The following is a 12,598-nucleotide window of genomic DNA, read 5'->3' as shown; positions in this document are numbered from 1 at the left end:
GTAATTGCTTGTCCCCATCTCGGCCTCCTAGCCTCACAGTTAGGCGGCAAAGCGTCTACAAATCTAGGGGCACCTCATTCCTTGGCAAGGCCGAGGCCGAAACCAAGAAGCGCAAGGGCATGGTGAGGATCCCCGGCACTCTCCACGAGGAGATGAAGGCTTGGGAGCAGGAAGGGAGCCATGTGGTGTCGTTCAAGGGTATGCCGGTAGACCGGATCGACAAGGCATTTCGTGCTGCTGTCGAACGGGCCGGACTTGAGGACGTGACGCCGCACACGCTGAAGCACACTGCCGTTACTTGGGCGTTCATGCGCGGCATGACGCTAGAGGACGCCACAGCCTATTTTTCTACCTCTCGCGAGACCCTGGAGAACGTCTACCGGTCCTACAGTCCGGATGCGCTGAAGAACGCCGCGGGGATTATGGACTGGAAGATATGAGGTGCTTCTGCGGTGGTAGGCGGCTGCCGGTTGCGAACGAAGTGAGCACATCCGCTGCACGAAACGTTGCGAATATTGTTGCGGCCGATCTGCTGAAAACAGCAAAGGCGCCCGTGGGCGCTTTGTTTCATTGGTCGGAGTGAGAGGATTCGAACCTCCGGCCCCTGCCTCCCGAAGACAGTGCTCTACCAGGCTGAGCTACACTCCGACCGTGGCGCGTGATCTATACCCGGCGTTTCATACATGCAAGGGGTATTCTGTTCGATTGCGCGCAAACAGGGCGTCTTGCCGATGACGGAGAGTTGCGAAAAACTGGCACCAAACGAGCGGTGAAAAATGGACGGAGACTTCTTCTTACTGGTTGGCGGAATAGGCATGTTTCTTCTGGGGATGGAGATCATGACTGCCGCCTTGCGCGATGCGGCGGGCAGCAACCTGCGTACGATCCTGACGCGCTTTACCACCACGCCCATGCGGGGTGTCTTGACAGGCGCCGCGACGACGGCGGTGGTACAATCCTCGAGCGCGACAACCGTGATGACGGTCGGATTTGTCGGAGCGGGGCTGTTGTCCATGCCACAGGCGCTGGGCGTGCTGTTCGGGGCCAATATCGGAACGACCGCCACGGGCTGGCTGGTCTCTATCCTGGGCTTCAAGCTCAAGCTCGGAAACATCGCCATGGCGCTGCTGTTACCTGCCGCTTTGGCCGATCTGCTGGGCCGAGGGGCCATCGCGCGGACGGGGCGGGTGATCGCGGGGCTTTGCCTGCTGCTGATCGGTCTCGATCTGATGCAGACCGGGGCGGGTGACCTGACGGCCTATATCACTCCGGATATGCTGCCCAGCGCGGGGCCGCTGGGGCTCCTGGCCATTGTCGGGCTGGGGGCGGGCATCACGATTGTGATGCAATCCTCCAGCGCGGCCATGGCCTTGTCGCTGGTCATGCTGTCGGCCGGGGCGATTTCGCTGTTGCAGGCGGCGGCGATTGTCATCGGAATGAACATCGGCACAACCTTTACCGCCGTGCTTGCGTCAACGGGCGGATCGGTTCCGATGCGGCAGACGGCCCTGGCCAATCTCTTGTTCAACATTGTGACATCCGTCATCGCCTTTCCCATTCTGCTGCTGATACGTCCGTTTCTTGAGCATATGGCCGATTACAGTGACGCAATGACCGCGCTGCTGATGTTTCATACCGGGTTCAACCTGATGGGGACCGCGTTGTTCCTCCCCTGGACCGCCCGGTTCGCCGATTGGGTTGCGCTTATCATGCCGGACAAGAAACCCGACCGCCTGTTCATTCTGGACCGAGGCATACTCAGCGATACGAACACCGCTCTGTTGACGGCGCAATCGGCTGCGGCCCAGGTTGCCGGTCGGCTGTTTTCGGCGCTCGCTTCTGCAATGGCAGAGCGGCCGGACTATCGGCCGCTGTCCGCGGTTGGACTGTGTGGACCCGCGCTGGAGGATCTGCGCGGGTTCCTGTCCGAGGTAAGACTTTCACACGAGCGCCGGACCGAGATGCAGGTTTACTCCGACCTTCTTCACCAGATCGACCACCTGTCTCGATTGCTGGAGCGGGCGACACAAACCGAAAACATCGACAAGCTGTTGAACGATCGGCTATCGCGTCGGCCAACCCTGGCCACCGGCGCCGCGCTTGGGCAGGCTGATGAAGCACTGGGTGCCAGTGGTACGGTCAACAGGTTGAAGCGCCTGGGCGGGATCGTTCATGCGCGCCGGAATCGTCACCGACGGGCGATGCTGCTGGGGGAACACGCCGGATTGTACAAACTGACCGAGGTCTTCTCTCACACCGATGCCATGCGCTGGCTGGACCGGGTGTTGCACCATGCCGAGCGCGTCGCGCATTATCACCGGTCGGCGGCCGGTGGATTGCCTGCGGCGGACGGATCCACCGCAGGCTGACAGGATTTACAAGCTGGCGTCGAGCGCGGCCACCACGGCATCGCCCATCTGGGTGGTCGACACCGGGGTTACCCCTTCTTCACCCAGCAGGTCCGCGGTGCGCACGCCATCGGCCAGTACCTTCTCGACGGCGGCTTCCAGACGGTCCGCCTCGGCACCCTGGTCAAAGCTGTAGCGCAGCGCCATTGCAAAGCTGAGGATACAGGCGATCGGGTTGGCCTTGCCCTGGCCCGCGATGTCGGGAGCAGAGCCATGTACCGGCTCATAAAGCGCCTTGGGGCGACCATTGGCCATCGGGGCACCCAGCGACGCCGAGGGGAGCATGCCGAGAGACCCGGTCAGCATGGCGGCGCAGTCGGACAGGATGTCGCCAAACAGGTTGTCGGTCACGATCACGTCGAACTGCTTGGGTGCGCGGACCAGCTGCATGGCGCCGTTGTCGGCGTACATATGGCTCAGTTCCACTTCGGGATACTCCTTGCCCACGCGGGTCACCACCTCGCGCCAGAGCACGCCGGATTCCATAACGTTGGCCTTTTCCATCGAGCAGAGCTTCTTGTTCCGGCGCATCGCCAGTTCAAATGCGGAACGTGCGGCGCGTTCGATCTCGCTCTCGGTGTAGCGCTGGGTGTTGATACCCACACGTTCGTTACCTTCCTCGAAGATGCCGCGCGGCTCACCGAAATAGACGCCCGAGGTCAGCTCGCGCACGATCATGATATCGAGCCCGGCCACCACGTCCTTTTTCAGCGACGAGAAATCCGCCAGCGCATCGAAGCACTGGGCCGGACGCAGGTTCGAGAAAAGGTCCATCTCCTTGCGCAGGCGCAGCAGACCGCGTTCAGGCTTCAGGCTGAAATCGAGGTTGTCGTATTTCGGGCCACCCACGGCGCCCAGCAGGACCGCGTCTACCTCTTGGGCCTTGGCCATGGTTTCATCGGCCAGCGGCACGCCGTGCACGTCATAGGCCGCACCACCGACCAGATCCTCACTCACGTCGAATTTCAGGCCTTGGTTGGCACCGAACCAGTCGATGATCTTGCGTACTTCGGCCATGACTTCCGGGCCGATACCGTCACCGGGAAGGATGAGGAGCGAAGGGTTGGGCATGGGGCGTCTCCTAGCGTTACGTCGCAATCGCCCTAGCGCGGCGCGCGCATCCGGTCAATGCGGCGCGAGGTTCAAAACCGCCGGAAAACACTGGAAAACGGGCCTTTTGGGGTCTTGGAGGCGTCGCTACTAGATCCGGGCCGAACGCAATCCCTCGGCCAACAGATCCCATACCCGGCGGATACGCGGGGTTTGTCGCATCGCCTGGGGTGCGGCCAACCAAATCTCGAGCCGTGGGATCTGCAAGTCGAAGGGAAGGATTTCGACCAGCGGATCGCGTTCGGCAATGGCGCGCTGGGAAAAACCGATGCCGCAACCGGCGCGGATCAACTGCCAGTAGGCGCTTTGATTGTCGCAGCGCACGGCGAAATCATGCCGGGTGGCGGGCCAGTCCAGGGACTGCATCGTTTTGATAATCAAAGGGTTTTCATCGAATCCAACAAGATCGTGGTTCAGCAGGTCCTGTGCGGTGGCGGGGCGGCCGGCGCGGTTGAGGTACGATGTCGCAGCGCAGGCGCACATTTCAATGTCGCGGATGTGGCGTGCGACGATGTCCACCTGCCGTGGCCGATACATGCGCACGGCGATGTCAGCAGCGCGGAACAGCAGGTTTTCCGAGGCGTCCGTGGGCACGAGTTCCAGCTCGATCGAAGGCTCAAGTGCCCGTATTTGCGAGATAATTTCCGGCAGAATGTAATGGGACGCAAAGACCGAGGCGGTGATGCGAACGGTGCCTGCCAGGGTTTGCGACTGACCCTCGGCCGCCAGCGCAATAGCGCTCAACGCTTCTTGGGCCTGTTGCGCCAGCGGCAGGATGCGTGTGCCCGCCTCGCTAAGCTTCAGACCCCTTGGGTGCCGTTCGAACAGAGAAAGATTCAGCGCCTTTTCAAAGGCTTGTATATGACGACCCAGGGTTGGCTGGCTCAGCGCAAGGCGCCGCGCGGCGGCGGAAAGAGAGCCGGTTTCGGCCACCGCAAGAAAGCTTTGAACATACGACCAATCTGTATGGGCGGGAAGTCTATCCATTCATAAATGAATACACAAAATACGAAATTGTGCAATTCATACATGCCGGACAGACGACTATGTCCGTTTTGTACCATGATGTACACGACAGGAGACCAGCCATGACCCAGACAGTTCTGATCCTCGGTGCCTCGGGCCGGTTCGGCCGCAACGCCGCAATCGCCTTCCGCCGAGCGGGTTGGACCGTGGTCGCGTTCGACCGCAAGCGCGACGATCTGCACAGCGCCGCGCGCGGGGCGGATGTGATCGTGAATGCCTGGAACCCGCCATACCCGGACTGGGCGCGGCAGGTGCCCGGGCTGCACGCGCAGGTGATCGAGGCGGCGAAGGCCGCAGGGGCGACCGTCATCGTGCCCGGCAATGTCTATGTGTTCGGAGCACAGACGCCAGAACCCTGGGGGCCCGATACGCCGCACCGCGCGACCAACCCGCTGGGCCGGATACGGATCGAGATGGAAGCCGCCTATCGCGCCTCGGGTGTACGCACCATCATTCTGCGGGCGGGCGATTATCTGGATACCGAAGCCTCGGGCAACTGGTTCGACCAGATCATGATCAAGCCGCTGGCGCGGGGGCGGTTCACCTATCCCGGCAATCCCGACATTGCCCATGCCTGGGCGTTCCTGCCCGACCTGACCCGCGCCACTGTCGAACTCGCGGAACGGCGGGAGGCGCTGCCGACATTCTGCGATGTGACATACGCCGGATACACGGCGAGCGGGCGGGACATCGCGCAGGCTCTGACGCAGGTGACAGGCCGACCGGTGACGCTGAAACAGATGAACTGGCTGCCCTTGCATCTGGCACGGCCATTCTGGCCGTTGGCGCGCTGCCTGCTGGAAATGCGGTATCTGTGGAACACGCCGCACCGGCTGGATGGCGCGGCGTTCGACGCGCTGCTGCCCGGGTTCCGGCAAACACCCTTGGCAAAGGCGCTGGCACAGGCGGTACCGGCGGAGCTACGGCAGGGCGATATCCACCCAGACCAGCCGGTGGCGGCTGGCGTCTGAGGCGTCTTCCGCGCCGGGTTCCCCGGCTGCGGGCCAGAACACGCCGGTGTCGATGACCTGCCAATGGGCCGAGGGCAGGACATAATCCACCCGGTAGCGGCCTATGCCGGGCCAGTCGACCGTGTCCTGCGCGTCCGGCCCCCGGTGCCCTTGCGCGCCCGCCATGGCCGCACCAGCGCTGGTGGGGGCGGGGTCTTGCAGGCGGGGGTCGTCCAGCAGGTCGCGCAGGGTCTGGTTGAACCCCTCGCCATCCCATGGGTCGAGATTGCTGCCGCCGAGCAGCACGAAGGGGGCGCCGGGCAGCGGCCCGAGGCCGCCGTCCAACAGCATTTGCCAGAACCGGTTTTCATCGCGGTTGCGCAGGCCATTGCGGTCTTCGGGACCGTCGAACACGGGCGGGCCTGCCTGATAGGTCAGGAGCGAGACCTGCCCCGCGGGCGTGTCGACCGGCACCAGCCAATGCCCGGTCGATGACAGGCGCTGCGCGGCCTGGGCCGCGACCGAGGGAAAGGGTTCGCTGTTCCGGGTGGGCAGGGTCGCGCCCGGCAGGTCGCGCCACAAGAGCGTGGAGAAATCGCGCGCCTCGTCCGCCAGGATGGGATAGCGCGACAGGATGGCGATACCGTTCTGGCCGGTGAACTGGCCATAGCCCTGCGAGTCGGCGGCGCCGCCACTGCGCCGATCGCCATCGAGATCAAGGTCGCTGGCGAGGCCGCTGTTGGGTCTGCGCGAGAAGTGATGCGGCAGGGGCCAGCCCGCCTCGGCCAGGCGGACCGACAATGCGGTCAGCCCGCGCGCCTCCAGATCCCAATCCAGCCCTTGCAGGGCGACGATGTCGGGCCTGATCCGGGCGATGACCGCAACCACAGAGGCAACCTGTGTGTCGCGCCCTTTTTCGATATCGCGCAGCATCAGACCGGGGCCGTCGCGCCCGAGTTCGGTATTGAAACTGGCGATGCGAAGCGGTTCGGCACCGGCGCAGGTGGCGAGCAGCGCCGCAAACAGGGCCGCCGGGCGGATCATGCCGTCTGAATTGCCTCGGCGTTCAGATAGGCGCGGCGGCGCTTTTCCTCGATCATCTCGGCAATCCGCATCATGGCCAGCCCGCGCATGATCATCGACGCCGGGAGGAAGGCCCATGCGCTCATCGTCCAGATCAGGGTCTGCGGGCTTTCCAGGCTGACCGGGTTGAGCAGGTCGGCGGCGATCTTGACGATGGCGGGAATGAAGAACGGCAGCAGGACGCCCACGACCATGTTGAACCGGCCGTCGCGCTGCATCCGCGCGACGACATCGCCGCCGGTTGTCGGGTCGAAGAGTGGCAGGTTGATCCAGACGTTGAAGGCGCCGTTGCCCGTCGGCCATCCCCGGACCCGCACCGCGAACCAGAAGGCGAGCACGGTAATCAGAGCGATGATATAGGTCACGGCGGCGGCGACGCGGACGTTCTGTATCAGTTCGGGCGCGGCTCCGACGGGCAGCATCAGAACAACCAGCCGGACCGGCGAATAGGGAAAGTCGGCCAGCCGGGCGAGCAGCACCCCGAAGCCGGAGAACAGCGCGGTGATGTTGGTGGGCTCGAAGCCGTGTTTCACGATCAGCGTCAGGCAGGTGATCATGGTCATCAGCGCGATGAACCGCATCCGGTTCAACGGTGGCGCATCGCGGAATTCGATAAAGCTGGGAAAGGCCGAGCTGTATTCGGAGAATGTCATCACGAAGCCGAGGATCGCCAGAAGAACGACGATCTCGGTCGATGTAGCAGCGGTGCTGGGCAGATACAGCGCGGGAATGACGACGACCAGCGCCACCAGTATTCCACGCAGAGCTGCGCCCGTGATGCGTCCTATCACTGTCCGATCCCTTCAAACTGGACAGGCCGATACGTTGCCGAGCCTTTGTTCCAACTTGATCCCGCCTGTGGCGGTTGCCTCATTTTGGCCTCATTTGTGCCGCCATTTGGTCACGCGCTCAAGCTGTTGAATCACGAGACCCGGCATTTGGGGCGAAATCATGGCAAAACTGGTGCCTTATTGCATCAGAAAGGGTGAATTTTCGGGCCGCTTGCACAGATTGAACCACATTTAGTGGTTGTGACAATTCCTGGGCATATTCGTCTTATGAGTGTGCGATTTGGCCGCAAAGAAAACAATGCCGCACCCAGGGGGCGCGGCATTGCCAGGCATCGTGATCCGGTCAGGTCAGACCCAGGGGCGCGACTGGGCAGACTGGGATTCGAAGGTGTCGATGGCGGCCGCCTTTTCCATGGTCAGGCCGATATCGTCGAGACCGTTGAGCAGGCAGTGCTTCTTGAAGGCGTCGACCTCGAAGGGGATCGTTTCGCCGTCTGACGTGGTGATCTCCTGCGCTTCGAGATCGACAGTCATCCGGGCGTTTGCGCCCTTTTCCGCATCCTTCATCAGGGTATCGACCTGCTCTTGCGGCAGGACGATCGGCAGGATGCCGTTCTTGAAGCAGTTGTTGAAGAAGATGTCGGCGAACGAGGTCGAGATCACGCATTTGATGCCGAAATCCTTGATCGCCCAGGGCGCGTGCTCGCGCGACGAGCCGCAGCCGAAGTTGTCGCCGGCCACCAGGATTTCGGCGTCGCGATACTGAGGCTTGTTCAGCACGAAATCGGGGTTCTCGGACCCGTCGGCGTTATACCGCATCTCGTCGAACAGGTTCACGCCAAGGCCCGACCGCTTGATGGTCTTGAGAAACACCTTGGGGATGATCATGTCGGTGTCGATGTTGATAAGCGGCATCGGCGCGGCGATGCCCTGAAGTTTTTCGAACTTGTCCATATCCAGTCTCCTGGTTCGGGCCCGGGTTTGATGCGGGCGCTAGATCTCTGATCGGTGCCGGACCCGCGCAAGCGCGCGGCCCGGCACCCGTTTCAAAGAGTCACAGGCGTGGACGGACAGTCCCCGGTCCCGTGACCCCGGTTACGCTTGTTTTCCCGCACTGCGCACAAAGAGTGCGGCGAAGATCAGGCCGAAGCCGTTGAAGAGCATCTCGATACCCATCAGGATACCAAGGAGGCTGAGTGCCAAGCCGACCCCTGCATTCGCCATGACATAGGCGGCAAGGCCCAGCGACAGGATGCCGGAAATGAGTGTCGGCAAGAACAGCCCGGTGCCGCGCATCTGGAACGACAGGATGATCCGGGCGATGCCGCCGGCGGCAAACAGGATCATCACCACCGTGGCCAGCGTCAGCGTGCCTTCGAGCGGGTTCTTCAGGAACGACCAGCCGAGGAACACCATGATGATACCCATGATGATCGACAGGATCTTGTTGCCTATGCCTTCGACGGTGAACCCGCCCACAACCTGAAGCCCGCCGCCGATCAGCAGCATGATCCCGGTCAGGGTGGTAATTGCCACCGAGGCCACCACCGGCGCGCCGAGGACGATAACCCCGAACACGACCGACAGCAGGCCCAGCAGCATCAGTTTCAGCCAGTCACTCATTTCCGTATCCCTCAAAAAGTTAATTTATGAGGGCAGTTTACATCAGTTCGCGTACATCTGTCAGCTTTCCCGTGATTGCCGCGGCGGCAGCCATCGCGGGGCTGAGCAGGTGGGTGCGACCGCCGCGACCCTGACGGCCTTCGAAGTTGCGGTTCGAGGTGGCGGCACAGCGCTCGCCCGGCGCCAGCTGGTCGGGGTTCATTGCCAGGCACATCGAACAACCCGCAAGGCGCCATTCGAAACCGGCCTCCTTGAAGATGTCGGCGATGCCTTCTTCCTCGGCCTGGGCGCGGACAAGGCCCGAGCCGGGTACGACCATGGCGCGAATGCCGTCCTTGATCTTTTTCCCTTTCAGGATCGCGGCGGCGGCGCGCAGGTCCTCGATCCGGCCATTGGTGCAGGATCCGATAAAGACGGTGTCGATGGCGATATCCGACAGTTTCTGGCCGGGGGTCAGGCCCATGTATTCGATCGAGCGGCGCGCGGCCTCGACCTTGCCGCCCGTGAAATCCTCGGGGTTGGGGACGGTCGCGGTGATCGGCAGCACGTCCTCGGGCGAGGTGCCCCAGGTCACGACGGGGGCGATATCCTCGCCCTTGATCGTCACCACCTTGTCCCAATGCGCGTCGTCATCGGAATAGAGCGTCTGCCACCAGTTCAGCGCGGCTTCCCACTGGGCGCCCTTGGGCGCGTGCGGGCGGCCCTGGACGTAGTCGAACGTCTTCTGGTCCGGTGCGATCAGGCCAGCGCGGGCGCCGCCTTCGATCGCCATGTTGCAGACGGTCATGCGGCCTTCCATCGAGAGATCGCGGATCGCCTCGCCGCAGTATTCGATGACATAGCCGGTGCCACCGGCGGTACCGGTCTTGCCGATCACGGCCAGCGTGATGTCCTTGGCGGTGACGCCCGGGTTCAGCTTGCCGGTGATCTCCACCTTCATGTTCTTGGATTTCTTCTGGATCAGCGTCTGGGTGGCCAGAACATGTTCGACCTCGGAGGTGCCGATGCCATGCGCCAGCGCGCCAAAGGCGCCGTGGGTGGCGGTGTGGCTGTCGCCGCAGACCACGGTCATGCCCGGCAGGGTCCAGCCCTGTTCCGGGCCGACGATATGCACGATACCCTGACGGATATCCGAGACCGGGTAATAGTGGATGCCGAAATCGCGTGCGTTCTTGTCGAGCGCCTGCACCTGGATGCGGCTTTCCTCGGTCATCTGCGCGGGATCTTCGCGGCCCTCGGTGGTGGGCACGTTGTGGTCCGGCACGGCGATGGTTTTTTCCGGAGCGCGCACCTTGCGGCCCGCCATGCGCAGCCCTTCGAAGGCCTGCGGGCTGGTCACCTCGTGCACGAGGTGGCGGTCGATATACAGCAGGCAGGTGCCGTCTTCGGCCTGGTGCGCGACATGCGCATCCCAGATCTTGTCATAGAGTGTCTTGGGGGACATCTGTCCTCTCCCGTGTTTTGGTGGAAATAGCTGTGGTCATGGCTTGGACCGCCTTATAGGCGGGCCAGCACCGACCGGGTCGCGCCGAAGAACCGCTCGCGCAGGCGGGCGCGATCCTGGAGGTTCATGGTCGGGGCGTCATAGGGTTTCATGATGTTCAGATACAGGTGTCCCCCGAGTCTCGCAAGGTCTTGCGAAACAGGGCGTGGGGCTGTCAATCTGGGGGCGGGAGCAACCGAATGAACAATGACATCCTGCCCGCCACACTGGAAGAGCTGTTGGCGGCGATCCTGACCACCGGCCAGAAACTGCTGGAGCTGTTCACGACACCGGGTTGGCGACAATACCAGATGCTGGTCATCGTGGTGCTTGTCGCCGTGTCGATGCTGTTGTCGCTGATCACCCGGCGGTACTGGGAAGACTGGGCACGGGCGCGCGAGGGCTGGCCGAAATGGAAGCTGCGCACGCTGGTGTTGCTGATGCGGCGGCTGTCGCTGTTGTATTTCGTGGTGCTGAGCTGGATCGTCTACCTGGTGATGCAACAGGCCACCTGGCCGTCGCGCAGCTATATCATCGGGGTGGTGGCAACGCTGGCGACCGCGCTTTTGGTGATCGCGCTGGTGGCGCGGGCGGTGCGTAATCGCACGCTGCGGCTGATCTTTCGCTGGTCGATGTGGATCTATGCCACGCTTGTCGCGCTGAACCTGACCGATACGGTTGCCTCGTTCCTCGACGGTATCGCCATCGAGGTGGGGGCGCTGCATATCTCGGTGCTGGGGATATTGAAGGCGGCGTTGCTGATCGGGGCGCTGATCACCCTGGCGCGGCTGGCCTCGCAAGGGGCGTCGAACGCTTTGAAGCGCAACGACGACATCTCGCCTTCGATGCAGGTGCTGTTGGGCAAGGCGGTGCAGGTGCTGCTGTACGGCTGGGTGCTGATCGTGTCGATCCGCACGCTGGGGTTCGATCTGACCGGGCTGGCGTTCCTGTCCGGTGCCATCGGTGTCGGCATCGGCTTTGGCCTGCAAAAGGTGGTGTCGAACCTGATTTCGGGTGTGATCATCCTGATGGATCGATCGATCAAGCCCGGTGACGTGATCTCGCTGGGCGAGACATTTGGCTGGATCAACGCGCTGGGCGCGCGCTACGTTTCAGTGGTGACCCGCGACGGGCGGGAATACCTGATTCCGAACGAGGATCTGATCACCGGGCAGGTGGTCAACTGGTCCCATTCGGACCAGTTCGTGCGGCTGGACCTGACATTCGGCACCAGCTATGCCGACGACCCGCATGTGGTGCGCGCGGTGGCGATCGGGGCCGCCAAATCGGTCAAGCGGGTGCTGAGCGGGCCGGGTCACGATCCGGTGTGCCATATCACCGGCTTTGGCGACAGCAGCGTCGATTACATCCTGCGCATCTGGATCAGCGACCCCACCGCCGGGCTGACCAACATTCGCGGAAACGTGTTCCTGGCACTGTGGGATGCGTTCCAGGCCGAGGGAATCTCGATTCCATTCCCGCAGCGCGAGGTGCGCCTGCTGGGCGATGCGCCCGAAACAGGGGCGGATGCGCAACAATCCGTGCCGGATTGAGCCGACGTCACGGCCCGATGTCCAAGGTTCATTGAATTGTCACTTGTGGATTGCTAAATTTGGCGGACCCCAGCGCCGGGGGAACTGGCGGCGCGTTGTATAGGAGGACGATGTCCTGTTACCTCAATCCGTGGCGGCCGCGGCCGTCCAGTCCGGGGCCGCGCTGATGGCCTCAACTGACACCACCAGCGAATTGCTGCTGGAGCGTATTCTTTCTTCTCTCGATGATGACAAGGCCGAAGACGTTGTGCAGATCGATCTGCGCGGCAGGTCCTCGATGGGCGATTACATGGTTATCGCGTCGGGGCGTTCGACCCGTCAGGTCTCGGCCATGGCCGAAAAGCTGGCGCAGCGCGTGAAGGACGAGTTTGGCTTCAGCCCGAAGATCGAAGGCAAGGATACCGGCGACTGGGTGTTGATCGACACCGGTGACGTGATCGTCCATATCTTCCGTCCCGAGGTGCGCGAATTCTATCAGCTGGAAAAGATGTGGCTGCCGCAGGGCGCCAGGGCATCGGCCAACTAAGGCGGTCCGCCGGTCCCGGTTGAGGGGCCGGAGAGACGAAAGAGC

At 62.7% G+C, this 12,598-nt stretch carries 12 protein-coding genes, 1 tRNA gene and 1 pseudogene; 5 read left to right on the top strand and 9 right to left on the bottom strand.

The genetic code is table 11. The features are described from left to right. Positions 1 to 440, top strand: a pseudogene (locus OE747_RS05175) (hypothetical protein); the annotation flags it as partial. Between the two features lie 131 nt (positions 441 to 571). Here OE747_RS05175 and OE747_RS05170 read toward each other — a convergent pair. After that, positions 572 to 648, bottom strand: a tRNA-Pro gene (locus OE747_RS05170). 167 nt (positions 649 to 815) lie between these two features. Here OE747_RS05170 and OE747_RS05165 point away from each other — a divergent pair. Further along, a complete protein-coding gene (locus tag OE747_RS05165) occupies positions 816 to 2,369 on the top strand; it encodes a Na/Pi cotransporter family protein (RefSeq protein ID WP_263827532.1) in 1,554 nt (517 codons plus the stop codon). A 6-nt stretch (positions 2,370 to 2,375) separates the two neighbouring features. Here the strand turns inward: OE747_RS05165 and leuB are convergent, their stop codons facing one another. Beyond that, entirely contained in the window at positions 2,376 to 3,479 is a 1,104-nt protein-coding gene (leuB, locus tag OE747_RS05160; protein ID WP_263827531.1) for a 3-isopropylmalate dehydrogenase, read from the bottom strand. Between the two features lie 129 nt (positions 3,480 to 3,608). Continuing rightward, a complete protein-coding gene (locus OE747_RS05155) occupies positions 3,609 to 4,505 on the bottom strand; it encodes a LysR family transcriptional regulator (RefSeq protein WP_263827530.1) in 897 nt (298 codons plus the stop codon). Positions 4,506 to 4,606: 101 nt separating this feature from the next. Between OE747_RS05155 and OE747_RS05150 the strand changes: the two genes are divergently transcribed. Next, the gene (locus tag OE747_RS05150; RefSeq protein ID WP_263827529.1) at positions 4,607 to 5,515 is read left to right on the top strand and encodes a Rossmann-fold NAD(P)-binding domain-containing protein; all 909 of its coding nucleotides are present in this window, start codon (positions 4,607 to 4,609) and stop codon (positions 5,513 to 5,515) included. Here the strand turns inward: OE747_RS05150 and OE747_RS05145 are convergent. The 6 genes from OE747_RS05145 to OE747_RS05120 form a co-directional block, all read right to left on the bottom strand. Then, positions 5,465 to 6,538 carry an endonuclease/exonuclease/phosphatase family protein gene (locus tag OE747_RS05145; RefSeq protein ID WP_263827528.1) on the bottom strand — a complete coding sequence of 358 codons (1,074 nt, stop codon included), beginning with the start codon at positions 6,536 to 6,538 and terminating at the stop codon, positions 5,465 to 5,467. The genes OE747_RS05150 and OE747_RS05145 overlap by 51 nt on opposite strands. Continuing rightward, positions 6,535 to 7,368: a hypothetical protein gene (locus OE747_RS05140; RefSeq protein WP_263827527.1), complete on the bottom strand. Its 834-nt coding sequence runs from the start codon at positions 7,366 to 7,368 to the stop codon at positions 6,535 to 6,537. Before OE747_RS05140 ends, OE747_RS05145 begins: the two co-directional genes overlap by 4 nt. A 348-nt stretch (positions 7,369 to 7,716) precedes the next feature. After that, positions 7,717 to 8,322 (bottom strand): 3-isopropylmalate dehydratase small subunit, encoded by a 606-nt coding sequence (gene leuD, locus OE747_RS05135; RefSeq protein ID WP_263827526.1) that lies wholly within the window; start codon positions 8,320 to 8,322, stop codon positions 7,717 to 7,719. 141 nt (positions 8,323 to 8,463) lie between these two features. Next, entirely contained in the window at positions 8,464 to 8,991 is a 528-nt protein-coding gene (locus OE747_RS05130) for an HdeD family acid-resistance protein (RefSeq protein ID WP_263827525.1), read from the bottom strand. Positions 8,992 to 9,028: 37 nt separating this feature from the next. Then, the gene (leuC, locus tag OE747_RS05125; protein WP_263827524.1) at positions 9,029 to 10,435 is read right to left on the bottom strand and encodes a 3-isopropylmalate dehydratase large subunit; all 1,407 of its coding nucleotides are present in this window, start codon (positions 10,433 to 10,435) and stop codon (positions 9,029 to 9,031) included. 53 nt (positions 10,436 to 10,488) lie between these two features. After that, positions 10,489 to 10,587 carry an isopropylmalate isomerase gene (locus OE747_RS05120; RefSeq protein ID WP_263827523.1) on the bottom strand — a complete coding sequence of 33 codons (99 nt, stop codon included), beginning with the start codon at positions 10,585 to 10,587 and terminating at the stop codon, positions 10,489 to 10,491. An 87-nt stretch (positions 10,588 to 10,674) separates the two neighbouring features. On the opposite strand from OE747_RS05120, the gene OE747_RS05115 reads away from it, so the two are divergent. Further along, positions 10,675 to 12,027 carry a mechanosensitive ion channel family protein gene (locus OE747_RS05115; protein WP_263827522.1) on the top strand — a complete coding sequence of 451 codons (1,353 nt, stop codon included), beginning with the start codon at positions 10,675 to 10,677 and terminating at the stop codon, positions 12,025 to 12,027. A gap of 166 nt (positions 12,028 to 12,193) precedes the next feature. Continuing rightward, positions 12,194 to 12,553, top strand: a complete 360-nt coding sequence (gene rsfS, locus OE747_RS05110; RefSeq protein WP_263827521.1) for a ribosome silencing factor — start codon at positions 12,194 to 12,196, stop codon at positions 12,551 to 12,553. Positions 12,554 to 12,598 lie beyond the last annotated feature (45 nt).

The sequence above is a fragment of the Ruegeria aquimaris genome, from assembly GCF_025751555.1.
Lineage (GTDB): Bacteria > Pseudomonadota > Alphaproteobacteria > Rhodobacterales > Rhodobacteraceae > Ruegeria_B > Ruegeria_B aquimaris.
This window is presented reverse-complemented; position numbering and strand designations above follow the sequence as displayed.